At 60.1% G+C, this 23455-nt stretch carries 17 protein-coding genes; 5 read left to right on the plus strand and 12 right to left on the minus strand.

Going from position 1 to position 23455, the window contains the following annotated elements:
- Window positions 1-3: 3 nt before the first annotated feature.
- The 8 genes from QYH43_RS04040 to QYH43_RS04075 form a co-directional block, all read right to left on the minus strand.
- The gene (locus QYH43_RS04040; RefSeq protein WP_301156417.1) at window positions 4-339 is read right to left on the minus strand and encodes a helix-turn-helix transcriptional regulator; all 336 of its coding nucleotides are present in this window, start codon (window positions 337-339) and stop codon (window positions 4-6) included.
- A 90-nt stretch (window positions 340-429) separates the two neighbouring features.
- Window positions 430-1998, minus strand: coding sequence for a long-chain-fatty-acid--CoA ligase (locus tag QYH43_RS04045; protein ID WP_301156418.1), 1569 nt, complete (start codon window positions 1996-1998; stop codon window positions 430-432).
- A 61-nt stretch (window positions 1999-2059) separates the two neighbouring features.
- A complete protein-coding gene (locus tag QYH43_RS04050; RefSeq protein ID WP_301156419.1) occupies window positions 2060-3205 on the minus strand; it encodes an acyl-CoA dehydrogenase family protein in 1146 nt (381 codons plus the stop codon).
- A gap of 72 nt (window positions 3206-3277) precedes the next feature.
- On the minus strand, window positions 3278-4108 hold the full coding sequence (locus QYH43_RS04055; RefSeq protein ID WP_301156420.1) for an SDR family NAD(P)-dependent oxidoreductase: 831 nt from the start codon (window positions 4106-4108) through the stop codon (window positions 3278-3280).
- Between the two features lie 46 nt (window positions 4109-4154).
- Entirely contained in the window at window positions 4155-4589 is a 435-nt protein-coding gene (locus QYH43_RS04060; protein WP_301156421.1) for a MaoC family dehydratase, read from the minus strand.
- Between the two features lie 10 nt (window positions 4590-4599).
- Window positions 4600-5037 (minus strand): MaoC family dehydratase N-terminal domain-containing protein, encoded by a 438-nt coding sequence (locus QYH43_RS04065; RefSeq protein WP_301156422.1) that lies wholly within the window; start codon window positions 5035-5037, stop codon window positions 4600-4602.
- A 175-nt stretch (window positions 5038-5212) separates the two neighbouring features.
- Entirely contained in the window at window positions 5213-6400 is a 1188-nt protein-coding gene (locus QYH43_RS04070; RefSeq protein WP_301156423.1) for a lipid-transfer protein, read from the minus strand.
- 153 nt (window positions 6401-6553) lie between these two features.
- On the minus strand, window positions 6554-7684 hold the full coding sequence (locus QYH43_RS04075; protein WP_301156424.1) for a CaiB/BaiF CoA-transferase family protein: 1131 nt from the start codon (window positions 7682-7684) through the stop codon (window positions 6554-6556).
- Window positions 7685-7931: 247 nt separating this feature from the next.
- Between QYH43_RS04075 and QYH43_RS04080 the strand changes: the two genes are divergently transcribed.
- The gene (locus tag QYH43_RS04080; protein WP_301156425.1) at window positions 7932-10628 is read left to right on the plus strand and encodes a LuxR C-terminal-related transcriptional regulator; all 2697 of its coding nucleotides are present in this window, start codon (window positions 7932-7934) and stop codon (window positions 10626-10628) included.
- Window positions 10629-10757: 129 nt separating this feature from the next.
- On the opposite strand, the gene QYH43_RS04085 is transcribed toward QYH43_RS04080, so the two are convergent.
- Both QYH43_RS04085 and QYH43_RS04090 read right to left on the minus strand, forming a co-directional pair.
- Window positions 10758-12125, minus strand: a complete 1368-nt coding sequence (locus QYH43_RS04085) for a DUF1329 domain-containing protein (protein WP_301156426.1) — start codon at window positions 12123-12125, stop codon at window positions 10758-10760.
- 26 nt (window positions 12126-12151) lie between these two features.
- Entirely contained in the window at window positions 12152-14023 is a 1872-nt protein-coding gene (locus QYH43_RS04090; RefSeq protein WP_301156427.1) for a DUF1302 domain-containing protein, read from the minus strand.
- Between the two features lie 407 nt (window positions 14024-14430).
- Here QYH43_RS04090 and QYH43_RS04095 point away from each other — a divergent pair, with 407 nt between their 5' ends.
- Both QYH43_RS04095 and QYH43_RS04100 read left to right on the plus strand, forming a co-directional pair.
- A complete protein-coding gene (locus tag QYH43_RS04095; protein WP_301156428.1) occupies window positions 14431-15903 on the plus strand; it encodes a DUF1254 domain-containing protein in 1473 nt (490 codons plus the stop codon).
- 158 nt (window positions 15904-16061) lie between these two features.
- On the plus strand, window positions 16062-16331 hold the full coding sequence (locus tag QYH43_RS04100) for a hypothetical protein (protein WP_301156429.1): 270 nt from the start codon (window positions 16062-16064) through the stop codon (window positions 16329-16331).
- Between the two features lie 106 nt (window positions 16332-16437).
- Here the strand turns inward: QYH43_RS04100 and QYH43_RS04105 are convergent, their stop codons facing one another.
- Window positions 16438-16701, minus strand: a complete 264-nt coding sequence (locus QYH43_RS04105; protein WP_095060440.1) for a hypothetical protein — start codon at window positions 16699-16701, stop codon at window positions 16438-16440.
- Window positions 16702-16957: 256 nt separating this feature from the next.
- On the minus strand, window positions 16958-19807 hold the full coding sequence (locus QYH43_RS04110) for an EAL domain-containing protein (RefSeq protein WP_301156430.1): 2850 nt from the start codon (window positions 19805-19807) through the stop codon (window positions 16958-16960).
- A gap of 315 nt (window positions 19808-20122) precedes the next feature.
- Between QYH43_RS04110 and QYH43_RS04115 the strand changes: the two genes are divergently transcribed.
- Window positions 20123-21466 (plus strand): MFS transporter, encoded by a 1344-nt coding sequence (locus QYH43_RS04115; RefSeq protein WP_301156431.1) that lies wholly within the window; start codon window positions 20123-20125, stop codon window positions 21464-21466.
- Window positions 21467-21782: 316 nt separating this feature from the next.
- The gene (locus tag QYH43_RS04120) at window positions 21783-23348 is read left to right on the plus strand and encodes a PAS domain-containing methyl-accepting chemotaxis protein (protein ID WP_301156432.1); all 1566 of its coding nucleotides are present in this window, start codon (window positions 21783-21785) and stop codon (window positions 23346-23348) included.
- Window positions 23349-23455: the final 107 nt, after the last annotated feature.

Here is a 23455-nt window from a genome sequence, read left to right on the forward strand (position 1 = left end):
CTCTTATGAATGATTGTCAGGGTTAAGCAGTTGGGTCGCAGGCACACCGAACCAGTCGCGACAGGTGCGGGCGAAGTTGCTCAGGTCCTGGAATCCCAGCAAGTAGGCGACTTCCTTGACGGTATGGCGCCCTTCGCTGAGGTAGCATGCGGCCTTTTGTCGACGTGCCTCGCGTAGCAGCATCTTGAAGCTGGTGCCATCAGCTGCCAGCCGACGCTGCAGCGTGCGCACGCTGATACTCAGGCGTTGCGTCACTGCCTGCTGATCGAAAAAACCGGCATCGAGCTGTTGCATCACAGCGTCAGCCATGGACTGCGGGATTTGCATTGACGGTGTCATCACTGACCTCCTTGCGATGCCCAGGGGCAACACGAAGCCCGCCCTCCGAGGAAGGCGAGACAACCGTGGCGATGGGCTGCCTGTGGTGCGTCAGGCGATATGACGCGAGCGGTTTTCCCAGAAGGGTTTGCGCAGCTCGGTCTTCAGCACCTTGCCAACGCTGGACAGCGGCAAGGAGTCGCGCAGCTCCACACTGCGAGGGACTTTGTAGCTCGCGATACGCTCGCGACAATGCGCGATGATTTCGTGCTCGCTGATACCCGACGCTGCCCGGCAGACGATGACGGCATGCACCGATTCACCCCACTTGTCACAGGGAATCCCGATCACGGCGCACTGGGCGACCGCCGGATGACTGGCAATGGCATTTTCGACTTCCGCCGTGAAGATGTTTTCACCGCCACTGACGATCATGTCTTTGAGGCGGTCGCAGATGTAGATGAAGCCGTCCTCATCCATGTAGCCACCGTCGCCGGTGTGCATCCAGCCGCCGCGCAGCGTTTCGGCGGTCGCTTCAGGTTTGTTCCAGTAGCCGAGCATGACGTTCGGACCGCGTGCCACCACCTCACCGACTGTGCCGCGAGGGACCTCGCGATCTTCACTGTCGACGATGCGCACCTCGACGCAGTTGATCGGTCGCCCGGCCGAATACATCTTGCCGCTGCGATGATGCTCTTCGCTGTGATACTCAGCGGCGAGCAAGCTGATGCTCGGGGCCATTTCGGTCATGCCGTAGCCTTGTTGGAAGCGCGCAACGGGAAAGGCCTGACGGGCGCGATCCAGCAAGGCCGGTGAGATCACCGATGCGCCATAGGTGATTTCCCGCAACGGGCTCAAGTCAAGCCCCGCGATGGCTGGGTCGGCCTCCCGTGTGTCCAGCAACATCTGAATCATGGTCGGCGCCAGCAACGTGTCACTGGCCCGTTCCCCGCTGATCAGTTGCAGCGCCTCTTTGGGCTTGAACGCCGGCAACACCACATGAGTACCGCCGCTGATGAACAGCGCGACCATTGCCGACAGGTCAGCCAGGTGGAACATCGGCATGGCATGCAAATACACGGTGTGCGGGCCAAAAAGCGCCTGACCGAGAACGGCCAGCGCAGAAAAACCGATGTTGTTGTGGCTGAGCATCACACCCTTTGGAAAGCCCGTGGTACCGCCGGTGTAGAACAACCCCAACAGCGAATCGCCGCCTCGCCGGGCATCTTCCATCGGCGCATGATTGGCGATCAGTGATTCGTAATTGAGCATGCCGGCGGGTGTTTCACCGTCGCCGGCATAAATCATCAGGCGTAGGGTTTTCGCCGTGCTGCCGATTTTTTCCGCCAGCGCCAGGAAGGTGTCGTCGACGATCAGTACAGAGGTTTGTGAATCGTCCAGCGAGTAGACAATTTCCGCCACGCTCCAGCGAATGTTGACCGGGTTGAGAACGGCATCGGCCCAAGGCACCGCCAGGTAATATTCGATAAAACGTTGCGAGTTCAGCGAAAGCATCGCCACGCGCTCGTCACTGACCACACCCAATGACTTGAGTGCACCGGCCAGACGGGCCACGCGATCACCCAATTGGGCAAACGTGACACCGCCGTCCTGGTAGCGAATGGCAGTGGCATCGGGGCGCTGCTGCATGTGGCGATGCAGCCCTTGAGTCATGTACATCGAAACCTCCCTCTCTTGTTTTTATACGGAGCTCAATTGATGCGATTTCAGCCAAGACTGGTCAGAGCGAACGGCCCACCAGCTCGCGCTGAATTTCGTTGGCGCCACCGTAGATGCGTGTCACCCGCATTTCGGTCCACATGCGGCCGATCGGGTACTCATTCATGTAGCCGTAGCCGCCGAAGAACTGCAGGCATTTATCGACCACTTCCCCTGCCCGTTCAGTCAGCCAGAATTTGCCCATCGAGGCCTGGCTGGAATCGAGCTTGCCGTCGACCCATTGTTTGATCAGGCAGTCACAGAAGGTCCGCGAGGCCAAGGTGGTCGCCTTGATGTCGGCCAGGGTGAAGCGAGTGTTCTGAAAATCCAGTACGCGCTGGCCAAACACTTTGCGCTCCTTGGTGTAATCGAGCGTCAACGCCAAGGCGCGCTCCATTGCAGCCGCCGCGTTGATGGCGATCTGCATGCGCTCGTAAGGCAGCTGATTCATCAAGGTAATGAAGCCTTTGCCCTCGATGCCACCGAGCAGGCAGTCGGCCGACACGGTGCAGTCGTCGAAGAACATTTCCGCAGTGTCCTGAGCAGCCCAGCCGAGCTTGTCCAGGGTCTTGCCGCGGCGGAACCCCGGCAAGCGGGTGTCGACCAGGAAGATCGACAGGCCCTTGGCGCCGCCCTCGGGATCGGTCTTGGCCACGACCGCCACCATGTCGCAGATCTGACCGTTGGTGATGAAGGTTTTGGAACCGTTGATGACGTACTGGTCGCCCTGCTTTACCGCCCGCGTGCGGATGGCTTGCAGATCGGAACCGGTGCCTGGCTCGGTCATGGCCACCGCGCAAATGACTTCGCCCGAGGCGATTTTCGGCAACCAGAGCTGCTTTTGCGCTTCAGTACCACTGGCCAGAATGTAATGCCCCACGATGTGGCTGATGCCCAGCCCCAATCCGGTGACACCGGCATAGGTCATTTCACTGACCACGGCCGCCACATGCGCCGGTGTGCCACCCGAGCCACCGTATTCCACCGGCACATCGGGCAGGATCATGCCCATCTCGCCAGCGCTCAGCCAGGAAGCGCGGTCAGCCTGATGTTGCTCGCGCCATTGTTCTTCCAGTGGCGCCAGGGATTGGGTGACAAAGCGGCGAACGCTGTCGGCAAACGGTACAACGTCATCGTCCAGCCAGGGCGAATGGTAGTTATCCAGCATGGTGAAAGCCTCGAATGCTTGGGAATGGACACCCGGATACCACCAAGGGCAGCCGGGCATGCACGTTCGCGTTTAGATGGCGCCGTGGCCGCCGCCGCAGACCAGGGTCTGGCCGGAGACGTAGTTGGCTTCCGGCAGGCACAGCATGACCACGGAACCGGCGGCTTCGTCCGGGGTGCCCGGGCGGCCCAGCGGAATCACCTGGCTCGCGCCGTCGATCATGGCCTTCTGCACGCCGACCTTGATCTCGCGGCCTTCGATGGTGACGGTCTTGCTTTCGTCGCCCGACAGAGCCTGGGTCAACCGGGTTTCGATAAAGCCGAAAGCCACGGCGTTGACGCAGACCTTCATGCGGCCCCACTCCTTGGCCAGGGTCTTGGTCATGCCGAGGATGCCGGCCTTGCCTGCGGAATAGTTGGCTTGCCCGGCGTTACCACCAGCGGCAATGGAGGAAATGTTGATGACCTTGCGGAACACTTCGCGGCCTTCGGCAGCCTCTTTCTTGGCCTGGGCGCTGATCACCGGTTGGGCGGCGCGCAGGATGCGGAACGGCGCGGTCAGGTGGCAGTCGATGATCGCGTACCACTGCTCGTCGGTCATTTTCTGGATAACGTTGTCCCAGGTGTAACCGGCGTTATTGACGATGATGTCGATGCCACCAAAGCTTTCAACGGCAGTCTTGACGAAGCGCTCGGCGAAGTCGGCGGTGGTCACGCTGCCCACGCAGGCAACGGCATCGCCACCGGCGGCACGAATCTCGGCGACCACGTCTTCGGCCGGTGCTGCGTCCAGGTCGTTGACCACGATCTTGGCGCCATAACCTGCCAATTGCAGGGCCACGCTGCGACCAATGCCGCGACCGGAACCGGTCACCAGGGCTACTTTGCCTTCAAGCTTTTTCATGGTTCTGTTCTCATTGCTTATTCGAGTGTGGGTGTTCGCGGATGCTTCAGGCCAAGGCCACAACAGCGCTGCCTGCGAGTTTTTCTTCGCCGTACTGGTTGCTGCAGGTGATGTCGATGCGCACGCATTGCTCGCCATCGACTTCGAACTTCTCGGCGATGGTGCCGGTGCAGGTCGGGACGTGGGCCAGTTGGGTGATGCCGGTGAAACGCATGGACAACGAACGGATCTGCTGCTGTGGCACCCAGTTGGTCAGCAAGCGGCCCAGATAGGCCGCCGACAACATGCCGTGGGCAAACACATCGGACATGCGCGCCTTACGGGCAAAATCGATGTCGACATGGATCGGGTTGTGGTCGCCCGAGGCACCGCAATAAAGGGCCAGGGTGGTGCGGTTGATCGCCGGCAGTTGCAGCAACGGAATCTGGTCACCGACTTGGATGTCGCTGTACTGAGTGCCGCTTTTCAGGAAATGACTCATGGCGTTCTCCTCAACGCTGAACCAGCGTGCCGCGGATATCGGCAACATGGTCGCCGTGCTGATTGGTCACGCGGGTTTCGTTGACCACGAACTGAAGCGCACCGCCCTTCTTCTCGTAAACGTCGGCAACGCGGCTGTCGAAGGTCAGCACATCGCCGGCCACGGCAGGCTTGTGGTACACGAACGATTGCTCGGCGTGCAGGATGCGACCTAAATCGAAGCCGTAGACGTTTAACTGTTCGACCAGGTCCCGACCTTCGCCTTGCAGGCAAAAAAGGAAGGTTGCAGGTACTGGGAGCGACGTGTAGCCGGCAGCCTTGGCGGCGGCTTCGTCGGTGTAGATCGGGTCGGTTTCACCGATGGCCTTGGCGAAGAAACGCAGACGGCCCTTTTCCACTTCAACGTGTGTGACGCCCATGGAGCGTCCGATCAGACTTTTGTCTGCCATTTCACTTGTCTCCTCTGCGGTTGTTTAAATCCCGCAATGCTGCTCAAACCCCTGTAGGAGCGAGCCAGCTCGCGATGGTCGTCAACGATGACACTGGCGTTCTGAATGAACGCGGCGCTTTCAAGTCCATCGCGAGCAGGCTCGCTCCTACAGGGATCAGCATTACGGCCTGGGGTCAGGCGCGACCGTAAAGGGTCACGACACAAGCACCGCCCAGACCGAGGTTGTGTTGCAGGGCCAGGTTCACGCCTTCAACCTGGCGGGCTTCGGCGCTGCCGCGTAGCTGATGGGTCAGCTCGTAGCACTGGGCCAGGCCGGTGGCACCCAATGGGTGGCCCTTGGAAAGCAGACCACCCGACGGGTTGGTGACCACCTGACCGCCGTAGGTGTTCTCGCCATCGAGCACAAAACGCTCGGCGCCGCCCACCTGGCACAGGCCGAGGGATTCATAGGTCAGCAGTTCGTTATGGGCGAAACAGTCGTGCATTTCGGCGACGCGGATGTCCTGCGGACCAACGCCTGCCTTCTCGTAAACTTCACTGGCTGCACGCTGAGCCATGTCGAATCCGACCATCTGAATCATCGACGGCGGCTCGTAGGCGATCGGTGCGTCGGTGGTCATCGACTGGGCGAGGATCACCACGTCGGTGCGCAGGCCGTGCTTTTTCGCAAAGGCTTCGCTGCAAATAATCGCTGCCGCAGCCCCGCAGGTCGGTGGGCAAGCCATCAGGCGGGTCATCACGCCCGGCCAGACCACTTGGTCGTTCATCACGTCTTCGGTGGTGACGATCTTGCGAAACAGGGCCAAAGGATTGTTGGCAGCGTGGCGGCTGGCCTTGGCGCGGATCGCGGCGAAGGTGCTCATCTGCGTGCCGTACTTGTGCATATGCTCACGACCGGCGCCGCCAAACATGCGCAGTGCCATGGGCACACCGTCGGCATCGGCGGTCAGCAGGTTCGCCACTTCGGAGCATTTGCCCATCGCCATTGGGCGATCTTCCCACTGGTTTTTCAGGGCGCCGGGCTGCATCTGCTCAAAGCCCAGGGCCAACGCACATTCGACCGCACCGCTTTCAACGGCCTGACGCGCCAGGAACAGGGCGCTGGAACCGGTGGAGCAGTTGTTGTTGACGTTGACCACCGGAATACCGCTCAGGCCGACTTCATACAGCGCCGACTGGCCCGATGTGGAGTCACCATAGACGTAGCCGACATAGGCCTGCTGCACCAGGCGATAGTCCAGGCCGGCATCCTTGAGCGCCCGGCGCGTGGCTTCGGCGCCCATTTCGATGTAGGAACCGCTGGCACCCGGCTTGAGGAACGGGATCATGCCGACACCGGCGACGTAAGGTTTGTGCGACATACATACTCCTTGGGATTTCTTTGTTGTTTTTGTTGATCGGCGGTCCCGAGCAAACCACCCCGATATCCTTGCGCAGCCGCTCTGGGCTGTACCCGCTCGGACGGGGGGAGCTCGGGTGGGGTGGGGTTTAGGCGAGGTGGTTCAGTCGCTCGCTCAAACAATCGCGCCAGCGCTGCGCAGTTCATCGATCTGCGCAGCGCTGAGCCCCAGTTGTTCAAGGATTTCCAGGGTGTTTTCGCCGTTTCTCACCAGGCCACCCGCCTGCGCCGGTGTACGGCTCAGACGTGGCGCCGGGGCCGGATGCAGCACGCCGGCGGTTTCCATGAACAGACCGCGGGCCTGGTTGTGTGGGTGGGTGGGGGCTTCGCTGAAATCCAATACAGGGGCGAAACAGGCATCGGTGCCTTCGAGCAGCCGCGTCCAGGCATCGCGCGAGCGGGTCAGGAACAGCGCCTCAAGCTTCTCGCGCAGGAGCGGCCAGGCTTGCTGCTGCCACTGCTGCTTGAAGTCCGGATCGTCGATTTCGCACAGCTCGAGCAGAAGCTGATAGAACTGCGGCTCGATGGCACCAATCGACACGAATTTGCCGTCGGCGCAGGTGTAGCAACCGTAGAAAGGCGCGCCGCCATCGAGCATGTTGCTTTGGCGCTGATCACCCCATTGGCCCTGATGACGCAGGTCGTAATACATGCTGCCCAACAGCGTGGTGCCGTCGCAGATCGCGGCGTCGACGACTTGCCCAAGGCCGGACTTCTGTACTTCGAACAGCGCCGCGAGAACGCCGGTCACCAGGAACATCGCGCCGCCGCCCATGTCCCCCACCAGATGAAGCGGCGGCGTTGGCGGTCGGTCGGCGTGGCCCATGGCATTGAGTACGCCCGAGAGCGCGATGTAATTCAGGTCATGCCCCGCCGTTGGGGCTAGCGGTCCGCTTTGGCCCCAACCGGTCATGCGTCCGTAGATCAGTTTTGGATTACGCGCCAGACAGACTTCCGGCCCCAGCCCCAAGCGCTCCATGACTCCGGGACGAAAGCCCTCGATCAGCACATCGGCGCCGTCGATCAGTTTGAGCAGCACTTCGTCGGCGCCGGGCTTGCGTGGATCGATGGCAATACTGCGTCGCCCGCGTCCGAGCAAGCTCCCGTCGGCATTGAGAAACCCGGCCACCTGGCGATCCACACGAATGACCTCCGCGCCCATGTCCGCCAGCAACATGGCGGCGAACGGCGCAGGGCCGATCGCATTCATTTCAACTACTTTCACACCTGCCAAAGGTCCGGGCATTGTCGGGTTCTCTACTGTTGTCATGAGGGGACAGGCGGATATGGCCGGTCCGTTAAGGTCGGTGATGACGACTGGAATTACGGGCAACACGCGGGTAGCATCACGGCGTCGATCTGCTGCGCGCCTGCTCGTCAGCCCGTAGTGATTCAGCACCCTAGACGTCCGGTGTCACGGTGTACCCACTCCACTTGGGGGCACGGTCCCACCCCACCCGTCCATAACAAGAACAGCTGTCGATTGGATTCCCATGCCTGCCACCCGTCCCTTGATCACCACCCGTTTTTCGCCTCCGCGCATCAGCAGCCATGCGGTGTTGCGCGCGCCGCTGCTGTCGCGCTTGCTGGCGGCGCGCAATTGCCGCCTCACGCTGATCAACGGCAGTGCCGGTTTCGGCAAGACCACGCTGCTGGCGCAATGGCGTCAGAGCTTGCTCAAGGAAGGCTGTGGCGTGGTATGGTTGTCTCTGTCTCAGGAGGACGCGACGCTGGAATCGTTCTGCGCCAACCTGATCGGCGCGCTGCAACAGGCTGGCCTGCCGCTGGAAGACGACCTGCTGTTGCTGGTCAAGGGAGGTGCACAGAATGGCTCGCTGGCCCTGGCGTCGGTGATGATCAACACGCTGGCGCGGGTCGATACGGCGCTGTACCTGATGATCGATGATTTTCAGTTCGCCACGGACTCCGCCATTTCAATGCTCATGCAGACCATGGTCGACAGTGCGCCAACACAACTGCACGTAGTGCTTGCCTCACGGGTGTTTCCCGACTTGAAACTGGGCAGGCTGCGGGCGATGGCCGAGCTGTGTGAAATCAGCAGCACCGATCTGGGATTCAGCTTCGACGAGTCGCTGGCGTTCCTCAAAGCCTATCTGGACGACGACGTCGACATAGACCTGGCCCACAGCATTCACGCCTCGACTGACGGCTGGCCCATCGGTCTGCAAATGATGTCGATCTCGCTCAAGGCCAACCCGCGTAAAGGCCTCAACAGCGAACGACTGCTGTCGAGCAAGGCCGGCCTGGTGGATTACCTGGTCGAAGACGTGATTAGCGATTTGCCGGCTGCGACGCTCACTTTTCTGGAACAGATTTCGATCCTGCGCCGCTTCAATGAAAAGGTGGCCGCCGAGGTCAGCCAAGCTAGCGACGCACCCGCACTGATTGCCAATATCGAGGCGCGCAACCTGTTCATCGTGCCCATGGACATGGAGTGCCGGACCCCTTGGTATCGCCTGCACCCGTTGTTCGCCGAGTTTCTCCAGCACCGCCTGAGCGCCTCGGGCGCTGACCTGCAGGCGCTGCATCTGCGCGCTTCGGCGTGGTTCGAGCAGGCAGGTGTGGTCAACGAAGCCGTACATCACGCGGTCCAGAGCGAGAATTTCGAAGCCCTGGTGGCGCTGTTGGAACGCAGTCAGCCCGACCAGCACAACATCAGTTATCTCGGTCAGTTCGTGCGCTGGCTCGACTGCGTACCACTCGAGCGCTTGGTGCAACATCCCGGTGTGTTGCTGCAAGGCGCCTGGGGTTGTGTGCTGACGATGATGACCGGCAAGGCCCAGGCCTGGATCGATGCACTGGAACAAAGTCCCCACGATGAAGCCCATTTGAACCCGCACATTGCGTTGGTCAGGGCATCGATCGCCACGCAACAGGACAACCTGCCCCTGTGCCAACAGCTGCTGGAAGGCATCCGCGGGTATCGCTTCAACCATCCATTCAATGAGCAGATGCGTGCGTGCCTGCACATCCACTGCCTCAACCAGACCGGCCAGCAGCAAGCGGCCTGGGATTACATCAACGCGCCCGAGGCCCGGGCCATACGCACCAGCCATGACGAAGTGGCCCTACTGGCCGTCGTCACCGCCGCCCATGGCGCCATGCTTCGCGGGAATGTGCGCGAGGCTTCCCGGAACATCGTCGACGTGCTGCTCGTGGCCGAGCGCGCCCATGGCCATCGTTCGATCAGCGCCAGTTGCTGTGGCGTGGGAGCCGCCGAAACCCATTATGAAATGGACCGTATCGACGATGCGCGGCAGGTGTTAGGCAATCGCCTCAATCTGCTGCACCTGTCGCCACCGGACATCACCATCAGCGCGATGGTCAGCATGGCCCGCCTTATTTACTTGCAGGAGTCATCGGCGAGCGCTTTGGATTATCTGGCCAGCAAGGCCATCGGGCTGCGTGCCCAGGGTTTCGACCGCGCCGTAGCGTACAACCTGGCCGAGCAGATCCGCATCCTGTTGGGCAGTGGCGACTGGCGCCAATGCGAAAGCCAGCGTGCGGCACTCGAAGCGCTGGCACATCGTCATGACGGCGACAGCCCGGCCGCCCATCAGATCGCCGCCCTCGCCGCCCTGTCACGGGCCCGCACCTCACTGGCACGGCAAGAACCGGAGCGCGCACTGGTAGCCCTCGACAGCCTGGAGCAGTTGGCCACGCGTTATGCTCGCGGGATATGGAAAGTGCAGTCGCAATTACTGCGCGCCTTGGCACTGAATGAACTTGGACAAACTGTGCAGGCCCAGACGCTGTTGCGTCAGGTTGTGGCCGAAAGCCTGCGTCTTGGTCTGGTGCGTACCTTGCTGGACGAAGGCACTCCGCTGATCTCGTTGCTGGCTGAACTGGAGTGCGAAGATGATCCGGTCCTGGAAAGCTATCGCAGCCGGTTGATCGCCGCACCGCTGAACTTCACCGTAGCGCCTTCAATGTCTGCGCGGGCCGCGACGGAAGCCGGTGTGAACGAGTCAGCGCTGTTCACCAAGCGTGAAATGGAAATCATCAATCTGCTTGAGCAAGCCATGTCGAATAAACGCATGGCCCAGACCCTGAACCTGAGTCAGGAAACCATCAAGTGGAACCTCAAGAACATCTACGCCAAGCTCGGCGTATCCGGACGCTACGAAGCATTGATCGCAGCGCGGCAACGACTCTCCCAGAACGGATAATGCCCCTGTAGGAGCGAGCCTGCTCGCGATGGACTTGAAAGCGCCGCGTTCAACCAGAATGCACGCGTTATCGTTGACGACCATCGCGAGCAGGCTCGCTCCTACAGGGGGTATGGTGCTCAATTGGTGTTAGCGAATACCCGCGCTACGCAGTGCCGCCGGGGTGAATTCAGCCAGGTTCGGTGTACCGCCGTAGACACTCCCGTGCCGGGATTCATTCATCATGGCATTGACCAGATACCGGCCGGCGATCAGGTCGTACAAGGCCTGAGCCGCGTAAGTGCTGATGCCGTTCGCATAGTCGTTGTAAGCCATGCCCTCGGCCACACGCCACAGTTGCCCCCGCCCATCGTAATGGTCAACCAATGCCGCCTGCCAGGTGTCTTCATCAAGGTACATGTGGCGTTTGGCATAGATATGCCGCACCCCTGGCTTGACCGTGCCCTCGATTTCCCAAACGCGATGCAACTCGTAGCGGGTCAGGTCCTGATTGATGTGGCCAGGCTTGAGGATGTCCGCGTATTTGAGTGAAGGCGACGCCAAACGGTAGTTGTTGTAAGGAATGTACATCTCCTTCTTGCCGATCAGCTTCCAGTCGTAACGGTCGGGCGAACCATTGAACAAGTCGCCATTGTCCGCGGTACGCATGCCGTCCGAGGCGGTGCCCGGGCCGTCATAAGCAATCTGCGGCGCACGACGCACACGGCGTTGCCCTGCGTTGTATACCCACGCCAGGCGCGGTTCTTTAACCTGATCGATAGTCTCGTGCATCAGCACCACACTGCCGGCCAGACGCGACGGCGCCGTCACTTCCTGCTTGTAATAGAACAGGATGTTGCCCGAGTCGGCTTGGGCATCGGCAGGCATGAACTGCGGGAAGGCAATTTCATCCGAGAGTTGAACAATGGTGAACGACCCGTTGACCTGCGGTACTGCCTGGACGCTCTCGCGTTTCTGATTCAAGCCCCGATAACGAGTGAGGTGGTTCCACAACACCTCGACCCCGCTTTTAGGGATCGGAAACGCGTAATAACGCGAGTCGGTGAAGTTGAGCAAACCGTTGCCGCCATCCGCCGGCTGGGTATTGAGCGCACTCTTCTTCGCTGCGTCGTAGATATTCTGCGGGTTGGCGGCGGTCCGGTGGGACTTGTACACCGGGATCTTATAGGAGGTCGGATAGCGCTTGAACATTGCCATCTGACCGTCGCTGAGCCTGGCCTTGTACTGCTCGGCATTGGCGGCGGTGATGGTGAACAGCGGTTGCTCACCGGCGAACGGGTCGCCCACAAACAGGTTGGTCACCGGTGCCGCGTCCGACTTCAGACCACCGGTCCAGGCCGGAATGCTGCCATCGGCATTGCCTTCTTTCTGAGCACCGAGCGGGGTCAGGCTGGTACCCAGTTTGCCTGCTTCCTCGGGAGAAACACCCGCTATCGCGTTGCCGATCAACAGTGCCAATAACAGCGCACCTGTTTGCATCATTTTTTTTGTTTTCATGTTGAGATTCTCTCGCCTGTCTTCGTTCAGAAGTTCACGCCAAAGCTGAGCGCGACAAAGTCACGGTCACCGTTGGTGTTGAAGTGGCCACCGAAGTAATCGGTGTAACTGAGGCTTGCGGTGTAAGTGCTCGCGTAGTCGGCATCCAGGCCGAGACTTATTGCCTTGAGGCCTTCCTCGAAGTTGGGGCCGTTACCATTCACGTCATGGGACCAGGCCATATTCGGCGCCAGGTTGATGCCGGCGAACACGTTCGGATAATCCAGGCGCGCACGGGCGCGGTAACCCCACGAGTCGGTATCGTAGAAGCCCTTGTCGTTGCATTCCTGTTGAGGATTGGTCGGTGCGGTCACGCCTGCCGGTTGCCCTGGAACCTGCGACACCGAACCCCGACAAGCCGCCAACCCGGCGGCGCCTGGCAAAATACCGCTGCCGAAGATACCGCTGCGGCCGAAACGCAGGTCAGTGCCGTCAGTCTCGCCGAGGCCGTTGATGCGGTTGTACCCAACCTCACCGACCAGGGTCAGTCGGCTTGCGCCAAAGACTTGATCGAAAAATTGGGTAGCGGTCATCTGCGTCTGCAACACCGGCATGCGCTTGTAGCCATTGATCTCGCCGCCGGGCGTGCTCGTGGCAAAGCCCGTGGAAATCAGAGGCGACGAGGCGGTGCCGATGCTGCCGTTGATCAAGTCCTGACTGTTGAGTTGCAGCGGCATGTTGGGGCGATAACTGACCTCACCGCCCAGTGAGGTGCCACCCAGGTTGGTCTGGAAGCTCAAGCCGTATAGACGGATGTCTTCGGGGTAATCCACAAAGTAACGTGAATTGCGTATGAGGTTCAGTGAGCTGGCCGGCCGGCCGGGGCCGGTGGTACGAACCGCACTGAGCAAAGGGTTGCGGCTGTGGTAGTTCATGAAGTAGGCGCCGAATTCGGTGTCATTCATCTCCGGAACGAACCAGCGCAAGGCCACCCCATACTGCCCGCTGTCACTGGGCTCGTTGTCTTCGACTCGCGGAATGTACACGTCGTCGACACCGCCACCCTGAGCCCTGCTGCCACCGACCGCCGCCGCGCCACCGGTATTTCTGGCCACGCCTGGCGCCAGGTCCAGACCGGAAACCACCAGTCGATCATTGCAACCCTTGGCCACCGCATCGGAGCCAAAGAAGGTGCCGCAGTTATCGACGACGGTGCTTTCCCATTCCAGTTGATAGAACGCCTCGGCGCTCAGGTTCTCGGTGAAGTTCTGCGACAGGTAGAACATGTTGACCGGGATCAGCCCTTCCTTGACCTCGGCGCCAGGACGGCGCAACGCCGCGGCGTCAGTCGGGTTGATCGAGTTGATACCGTTGCCGATGAAGGTACTTTCACCCCAACTGACCACCTGTTTGCCCAGGCGCACATTGCCCGGCAAATTGCCGATGGTGTAGTTGTGATAGATGAAGGCATCGAGGAATTCCGCACCGGACGCCTTGGCCAGATCATTGCGTCCACTGTCGTCGATGTCATAGAACAGACGGTGCTCATCCTTGAGTTCGAAGTCGTACCAGTACTTGCCACGCACAAACACGCCGCTTTCACCGTATTTCAGTTCCAGGTCGTGCACGCCCTTGAAGATCTTCGAGAAGGTCTCGCCTTTCTTGAAGTTCAAGCGGTTGTCATCGGATACCCGGGTCGACGCCTCGCCACGCTTGCCCTGGGAATTGAAGCTGGAGATAAAGTCAGGATCCGGGCCACGCACGGCCCAACTGGCGCCCACCGACAACGATGAATCGAATTGCCCCTGTACCTCCCCGATATTGAAACTTACAGCGTTTGCCTGAGCACTGAAGCCGGAAGCGACAGCGATGGCCAACAGGTGTGGCCGACAGCCTCTGTGCATTGTTGTTCTTATCATGCAGCACTCCGATTACGGATGAGGAAAAGCGAACATCGATCGCTCTGACGAGTCAAGAACGCCCCGAATGCCTGTAGCGCCGCGAGGCACTCAAGGCTTGCGGGGGGCGTAAATTGCTCGGTGTTTTCTTGTATTTTTTTTACCGTTACCGCGAGGCGATGCTATGAGTCGCGGTGCCTGTTTCGGCCCCTCAAAGGGGTGGAAAACGGGGGGGAGTGGAATGGGTGGCAGCGAAGTCGCCCCCAATCCGTTGCTGTGCCGCCCGTGCCCCGCTGCTGGTGTTCAACAAACGGACGCATTGAATTGACGGTGTTAATCGGCCCGGTAATTTCATGTCACAACCAAGATGAGCTATCTTTCAGCCAGATCACCTGTATCAGGTCATTGCCATCAAGTAAGGACGCTTTATGAACCGATTGTCCCGGCGCCAAGCCCTCTTCGCCCTGACCTTCGTCAGTACCTTCGGCACAACCTCCGTGCTGGCCGCCCAGAGCCCTGCTGCCCCAGCCGCCATCGCCGTCGCCGGCCCCGTCGCGGGCACAAAAGTGACCGAGCCCTATGTGCGCATGATGGCGCGCGAGGCCTATTTCTGGGGTTGGCCGATGGCCAACATCTTCAACCGCCGCCAGACGTTCAAGGACCTGCCCCAGCCAGGCTTGATGGGCGGGATTGTGCCTGTGGCGCCGATCAATCAGCTGTCGATGCTCAGCGATTACATCGACCCGGCCGAACGGCTGGTGGCCTACCCGAACCAGGACGTGGTGTACGGCGCCGGCAGCATTGCGCTGGATATCGAGCCGGTGGTGTTGCAAGTGCCAGACTTCGGTAAACGCTTCTGGGTCTACCAAGTGGTGGACCTGCGCTCCGACAGCTTCGCCGAACTGGGCAAGATGTATAACACTCAGCCGGGGTTTTACCTGCTGGTGGGCCCGGACTGGAACGGTAAGGTACCGCCGGGCATTACCCGGGTTTACCGCGCACGCACCAACACCGGCTTCGTGATTCCACGGGTATTCCAGGACGACACCGCCGAAGACCGCTTGGCTGTACAACCGGCACTGGCCGGGATCGACATGTACCCGCTGTCCAAGTACGACGGCAAGGCCAAACGACGCGACTGGAGGCAACAGCCGAAATTCCCCGCTCAGGGCGCCGAAGGCAACGCCGAAACCAAGTGGGTGACACCGGAGACGTTCTTCGACGAGCTGCCGGCCCTGCTCAAGGACGCCAAGCCTTTGCCGGGCGAAGAGGCTCGTTACGCGCAAATGTCTGCCCTGGCGGCCATCGCCAAGGCCGATCCGAAACTTCGGGCCGCGATGATCGACGAAGCGAGAAAAGCCGACAGCGAAGTGATCGACCCGTTGTTGCAGTTCCGCAACTATGGCCTGCAATTACCGGATCACTGGAGCACCGTGAACAATGGTGCAGCCTTTGGCACGGACTACTTCACCCGTACGGCGGTGGCGCGTTCGAATATTTTCGTGAACCCGCAGAAAGAAACCAAATACTTCTACCAGGACCTCGACCAGAACGGTTTGCGCCTCAATGGCCGGTACGGCTACAGCGTGACGTTCGCCAAGGGCAAGCTGCCGCCGGTCAAGGGTTTCTGGTCACTGACGCTGTACAACGAACAGCACTTCTTCTCACCCAATGAGCTGAAGCGGTACTCCATCGGCACCAAGAACAAATCCCTGCAAACCAACCCTGACGGGTCGCTGACGCTGTATGTGCAGAGCGAGTCGCCGGGCAAAGACAAGGAAAGCAACTGGTTGCCTGCGCCAAAAGACGCCGACTTCTCGTTGTACATCCGCGCCTACTGGCCGCAAGCCGATGCCCTCGACGGTGACTGGACCCCGCCGCCGGTGGTGAAGGCCAACTGACCGAGGCTGTAGGTCAAATTATTCAAGCTCGTGAGCCACGACGGCTCACCGAGTGTCCTTCCGGGCGGCAACTTGCTGCCGCTCGTCAGCGAGTCAGCACCTTTCGCCGTGCCTGCGCTTCCAACGCTCTATACCCCTCGAATGGATGGCGCCCCGTCATGAACAGAAAAATAGCCGTACTTACGCTGGCAAGCTTGTTGTCGATGGGCTCATTTTCAGCGCTGGCTGCCGAGAAGAATGTTCATGAGCACACCCTCCCCCCGGACGCTGTTCCGGGCGTCAACACGCCTCAAGGGCCTGAATCGAATGAGGAGAAGGCCGACAAAAAAGGCGAAGAGGCGGCAGGTTCAAATTCGGGGGCGCAAACACATGAAACGGAAAAAGACGCGGCGTCGTCGAGCCGTTCGATGGACGAAGTCCAGAACTGAGACCGTATGTTCGGCTGCCCGAGGCGAATTCGGAGAATAGATCGAGCAGGAAAGAGTCGCCCCTTTTCAGCCCCCTCGCGTGATGCGGGGGGCTGGAGGCAGGTGATTAGTATTTGATGTCTCGCGCGGTGTCACGGTTGTCCTGCTTGGTGCTGCGCTTGTCCTGGCGACAGTCGTTGCGGCTCTTTTCATCGCCTTCCTTGCATTCTTCCTTGACCTCTCGGGATGCGTCGCGCCCTTCCTGCTTGGTATCTCGCGATTCCTGTCGCTGGTCTGCCTGATCGGTCGCGTAGGCCTGCGTCGGCAACCAGGTACCGCCCGCGGCAATGGCCAAAGTGGCCAGGGCTGTCAGATAAAACGTGCGAATCATGATTTACCTCCTTCCAGAGTCATCAATCAGTTCTTGCCTGGTCGGCAATGCCGATTCTTCTCTGTAGGAGCGAGCCTGCTCGCGATGGACGCTAGAGCGATACGTTTAATCAGTAAACGCGCGTTATCGTTAACGACCATCGCGAGCAGGCTCGCTCCTACAACAGCAGCATGACCTCAGGGGATTTAACGATAGGTCGACATAGGCCGTCCCACAAGGAAGTCGCTTCCCGCCGGTCGCGAAACCTCCACAAACCCTAGGCACTCACCAGTGCACTGGCCAACAACGCTTCCAGCCCCATCGGCTTGGAAAAGTAGTAACCCTGGGCCTGCCCGGCGCCTATTTCACGCAGCAGGTCCAGTGTCGCTTTATCCTCGACACCTTCGGCCACCACACTCAGGTCCAGGGACTCAGCCATTCGCACAATCGCCCGGACAATGGCGCGGCTGCGAGCACTGGTGGTCAATTCGAGGATGAACGATTTGTCGATCTTCAAACCGCTGAACCGGTATTGATGCACATAGCTCAGGGATGAAAACCCGGCACCGAAGTCATCGAGCACCACCGACATACCGTTGTCGGCCAGTTGCTGCATGGTCAGCCGGGCAATGGCCGGCTCGGCCACCAGCGCCCCTTCCGTCAGTTCCAGGCAGATCCGTGACGGCGCGACCCGATGCCGCTCCAACAAGGCAAGCACCTCTGCGGCGAACTCGGGGCGCGTCATGCTGTAGCTGGAGCAATTGACGTGCACCGCAGGCCAATTGGCGTGCTCGGGCTGTGCAAGGATCACGGCGATGCTGGTGAGCATGTACAGGTCCAGGCGACCGATCAGGCGCAAACCTTCGACATCGGGCAAGAACTCGCCCGGCGCGATCACCCGGCCGCCCGGTTGATGCCAGCGGATCAACGCCTCAAGGGCCAACAGCTCGCCGGTTTCGACGCTGACAATCGGCTGGAAATACGGCAGCAGTTCGTCGGTCCGTTTGAGCGCGTTGCGCAAGGCGCCTTCACGCTCGACCTGGTCAGAGACTTCACGGCGCACTTCCTGGTTGAACACGGCGTAACTGTCGCGTCCGGCGCTCTTGACCCGATACATTGCCGCATCGGCATCGCGCAGCAGGTCGGCGGGCTCATCATGGAACTGCGTGTCGGCGCTGACAATACCGATGCTGCAGGACGAAAAGACTTCATAGCCATTGATGAAAAACGGCAGGTCAAACGCCACCAGGATCCGTTCGGCGATTTCGATCATCACATCCAGCGGCGCCTCGGGCGCGAGCACCGAAAACTCATCGCCCCCCAAACGGGCCAACATGTCGGCTTCGCGCAGGCACCCGCGTAACCGGTGGGCAGCCTGCATCAACAGCAGGTCGCCAAAATGGTGGCCGAGGCTGTCGTTGACCATTTTGAAACGGTCGAGGTCGATGAACATGACCGCCAGGTGTCCAGCTTCGCTGAGGAACTGCGACCAGGCCAGATTGAGGCGCTGTTGCAGGTAGGTGCGATTCGGTAGCCCGGTCAGCGCATCGTGAGAGTTTTCGTGTTGCAGTTTGGCATTGGCGTGATCGAGTTCGCGGGTGCGGTTCTGCACCCGGGCCTCCAGCCTGAGATTGGCGGCATGAATCGCTTCGGCAGCCGTACGCCGCGACAACGCGGTATCAATGTGGCGCGACACAAACGTCAGCAGTTCCTGGTCACGCAGGGTATAGCGCACCGGTGAGGTATAACTTTGCACCGCCAGCATGCCCCGCACCACATCGCCATCGAACAATGGAATGCCCAGCCAGGAGAAGGAGCGGACAGACTCATGGGCCCGTTCAATTTCACCCTGCGCAGCCAAGCGCTCAGCCTCGTCTGCGTCAATCAGGCACGGACGACGCTGGCGGATAACATATTCCGTCAAACCGCGTCGCCCACGCCGAGCCATCGGACGGGTCGTCTGCCGCTCATCGACGTAATAGGGAAAGGTCACTTCACCGGTCGCGTCCTCGAACAGTGCAATGTAAAAGTTCTGCGCGAACAGCAGTTCGCCGACGATGCCATGCAGTGTTTGAAACAGCTCAGCCATATCGCCCGGCCGGCTCGACAGCTCGGCAATCTGGAACAACGCGCTCTGTAGATGTTCGGCACGCTCCCGTTCCGCCACTTCCTGGCGCAATGCGTCATTGAGCGCCGACAGCTCCAGGGTGCGACGCATCACCGTCTGCTCCAGATCCTCTCGGTGCAGAATGCGGTCCAGCGCCATGGCCACGTGGCGGGCCACCACCAGAAACAGCGCGCGGTCTTCAGCGCTGTAGGTACGAGAAACGTCGTAGACCTGCATCGCCAGCATGCCGAACACGTCATCCGAAGCGTTTTTCAGCGGAGCGCCCATCCAGAACTCCGGACGATCACCCACACAATGGAAACGGTCCTCGACCTGAGCCGCAAGAATGCCGGCGGAGTCGATCAGCAACGGCTGGCCGGAGGTCAACACCTGGCCGGTCAACGACAAGTGCGTCATGTCGAGATATTCGTAATGCTCGGCTTCCACGGCATCAACGTCGATGATGTCGACGTAATACGGGTAGTCAATCTTGCCGGTGTGCGGGTCATACAGGGCGAGATAGAAGTTCTCGGCGTCGATCAGGCTGGCCAGCAGTTGGTGAACACCGACCAGGAACACAGACCGGTCGCGGGTCGAACTGGCCAGGTAGGTAATTTCATACAGCACACGCTGAGTAATCTGCGCACGGGCAAGGGAATTGGTCTGAACCTCCATCCCCAGGCGCCGGGCGAACTCGGCAAGCGCCGGCTCCTCGGCGTCATTGACTGGCGCCAGTAACCAACCCAGAACACTTTCACCTTTACCGGTCGGCCAACGCTGCAAGCGCCGGGTCGCGCAGAAAGCATCGAATGCTTCATTGGCGACATTTGATGGCCACTGCGCCTGCGGGTCGCCCTGCCCGAGCAGATGCATTTGTTCACCGGCGCGGTAAACCACCCACGCGCGGGTATGGTCCCAAGACCGCGCTGAGTCGAGTAATTGTTCGATCGTGTTCTCATTGCCAGCGCAGACCGTGCCGACACCCTCGCAGTCTGTGGATTGCCACGGGAATTGGGTCATGTACGAAAACTCATCTGCACTCCCTGAGCCAAAAACCGGCGATGCGCGCTGACTCAATACTAGCCGTGCACCATCGAGCTTCCCGTTTAAAGCTAATAAAGTTTTTTATCAATGACTTTGTTCACTTTAGTAGCAATTTTGGGACCGACATAACGCCCCCGGCTCTGACATCAGTAATCAATCCAACTGGCGCGAATCATGCGTGTTTGAACAGGTGAAGTCGGTGCTGACTATGTGGACGACACTTTTGGAGTGAGCCTCCTCAATGCCTGCCTCGATAATCGAATGCTAATTGATGAACCGTCGAGGTCAGGTATGACGAGCGCAACTACCGAACAAGTCAGCCCACGTACGCTGAGAAAAGTGATTGTGGCCGCCGGCATCGGCAATTTCGTCGAGTGGTTCGACTTCGCGGTCTATGGTTTTTTGGCCACCACCATCGCCCAGCAATTTTTCCCCAGTGGCGATGCCAGTGCCGCGCTGCTGAAGACCTTTGCGGTATTCGCCGTGGCGTTTGCGTTTCGGCCCCTTGGCGGGATTTTCTTCGGCATGCTGGGCGACCGGATCGGCCGCAAACGAACCCTGGCGATGACGATCCTGCTGATGGCTGCAGCGACGACCTTGATCGGTCTTTTGCCCAGCTATGCCGCAATCGGGGTAATGGCGCCGATTCTTCTGTCGTTGATCCGTTGCGCCCAGGGATTTTCCGCCGGGGGCGAATACGCGGGGGCCTGTGCGTACCTGATGGAGCATGCACCGAGCGATAAACGCGCCTGGTACGGCAGCTTCATTCCAGTGTCGACATTTTCCGCCTTCGCTGCGGCAGCGGTGGTGGCCTACGCACTCGAGGCGTCACTTTCCGCCGAAGCGATGGGCAGCTGGGGCTGGCGCCTGCCGTTCCTGATTGCGGCGCCGCTGGGCCTGGTGGGCCTTTACTTGCGCTGGAAACTGGATGAGACACCGGCATTCCAGGCAGTGACTGAGGAGCATGCCGTCGCCCACTCTCCCCTCAAGGAAACCTTGCGCAATCATGGTGCGGCGATCTGCTGCCTGGGCGCCTTTGTGTCACTCACCGCACTTTCGTTTTATATGTTCACCACCTACTTCGCGACCTACCTGCAAGTTGCGGGTGGCCTGAGTCGTGCCACTGCGTTGCTGGTGTCACTGATTGCGTTGCTGTTCGCTGCGGCGATCTGCCCGCTGGCCGGGCTGTATTCAGACCGGTTCGGACGTCGAATGACGGTGGTGACGGCTTGCGTGCTGTTGATGGTGGTCGTGTACCCCTCGTTCCTGATGGCCAGTTCCGGTTCGTTCGCAGCGTCCGTCGTCGGCGTGATGCTCCTGGCGGTCGGCGCGGTGTTGTGCGGCGTGGTCACAGCGGCCCTGCTGTCAGAAACCTTCCCCACCCGCACGCGATACACCGCCTCGGCGATCACCTACAACATGGCGTACACCCTTTTCGGCGGCACAGCACCGCTGGTGGCCACGTGGCTGATCACCACCACCGGCAGCAACCTGTCGCCAGCGTTCTATCTGATCGCGATTGCGTTGCTCGCGCTGGCCGGCGGGCTGGCACTGCCAGAGACGTCACGGATTTCCCTGCATGACATTGCGTCGCCAGAAAAAGGCGTGGGTGTGAACGCTACGGTTGAAACGTAAAAGAGCGAAGACGGTGCCCTTGCGGCCAGGCGAGCCGGACGCTGGGCCGATCGAGGTTTGAGCCAACGGGTGACCGGTATGGCGCTGGTGCTGCTGACGCCAGGCCTCAAAGGCCACTTCAACTGATTTGGCGCAATAACGGCGCCGAAATGTGTCATCAAATGAAAAGTGGATGTCGTCGAATGCGTGGTCTACCGCAAGGAAAACCGCGTAGAACGAAGCCTGAGGCACGGGTACTTGTCCGGTACCGCCGCTCTGCCAGTTCTGATTTACATGCTCTGACTCATACTAATAATCCGAAAAGGAATTGCACTCTATGCGAGTGAATCTGCCCGTTACCGAGCATGAAAGAACCTTCCCCGCCGACCAGCGATTGATCTCCACGACCGACCTGGACAGCCGCATCACCTACTGCAACGACGCCTTCGCTGACATCAGCGGTTTCACTTACGACGAATTGGTCGGTCAGACGCATAACCTGGTTCGACACCCCGACATGCCACCCGGGGTGTTTGTTCATATGTGGCACACCATCAAGCAAGGCAAGCCCTGGATGGGCATTGTGAAAAACCGCTCGAAAAATGGTGATTTCTATTGGGTCAGTGCCTACGTCACGGCCATCTATGAACACGGACGCCTGAGTGGTTACGAGTCGGTGCGCTCGGTGCCCACCCGTGACCAGGTCCGTCGGGCAGCCGCCCTTTATGCCAGGATGCGGGCCGGCAAGCCGATCGTTGCCCGGAGCGCGCGGATTCTGCGACCCCTGAAAAACGGTTGGCCATTGGTAGTGGCTGGCGGGGCTTCACTGCTGGCTCAGCACTTGTTACCCGACGCTGCGGCTCAGGGCGTGCTGGTAGCGAGTCTGGGTATTGCCTGGTACTTGATCGAGTCCCGGCAGCGCCGAGCGATTGAGCGCACCTTGGCCGAGCACCCGAAAGCATTTTCCGATCCGTTGGTTGCGCTCACCTACAGCGACAACCATGGTCCCCAGGGTCGACTGGACATGGCCATGCTCAGTGAGGAAGCGCGTTTGCAGACAGCCCTGACCAGGCTTGTCGATGCGGTGGTCAACGTGAAGGCCAAGGCGTCCCAGTCATCCGAACTTTCCGGTTCGCAAGCGCAGTCGCTGGATCGTCAGCGCAATGAAACGGATCAGTCCGCCGCTGCCATTTCGCAGATGGCTGCCACCAATCAACAAGTGACGGAAAACGTCATCAGTACGGCGCATGCCGCGTCCGAAGCCGATCAGCTAACCAAAGACGGCCGTCAGCTGGCCCAGCAAAGCCTGAGCGCCATGGAAGCCATGAATGAGGCCGTCAACGACATCGGCCAGGCAGTCAACACGTTGGCGAGCGAGACGCAATCGATCGGCACGGTCGTGGATGTCATCACGTCCATTGCCGAACAGACCAATCTGTTGGCGCTCAATGCGGCAATCGAGGCGGCCCGGGCAGGCGAGCAAGGACGAGGTTTCGCGGTGGTGGCCGATGAGGTGCGTTCCCTGGCTCAGCGCACTCGCACCTCTACCGAGCAGATCCACGGCATCATCACCTCACTGCATGTCGGCGTTGATCGCGCCGTTTCATCGGCCAGCAAAGGTGAGCAGATTTCCCGCGAGAGCATGCAGCGTGTCGAGGCGGTGCAGTCGGCCCTGGTCGGTATCAGCCAAGCCGTGAGTCGCATCACCGAAATGAGCCAACAGATGGCGTCTGCCTCCGAAGAACAGAGCCACGTAACGGAAGACATCAATCAACAGATCACTCGAATCGCTCAACTCTGTGATCACAGTGCCGGACAAGCCGAGCAAGGCGCAGCAATCAGCCAGGACCTTGAGGCAATGGCCGATTATCTGCACGGCCTGGCCGAGCGCTTCAACCGATAGCCATCGCAGGCACCTCCCTCCCCGCATCCAGCTGTCTAAACCGCAGCTGACATGCCCGCGCATGAGTTGGCGGCTGTCATTGATAGCCAAGCGACTGTCGTCAAATG

This window comes from Pseudomonas sp. C32 (assembly GCF_030417915.1).
GTDB lineage: Bacteria > Pseudomonadota > Gammaproteobacteria > Pseudomonadales > Pseudomonadaceae > Aquipseudomonas.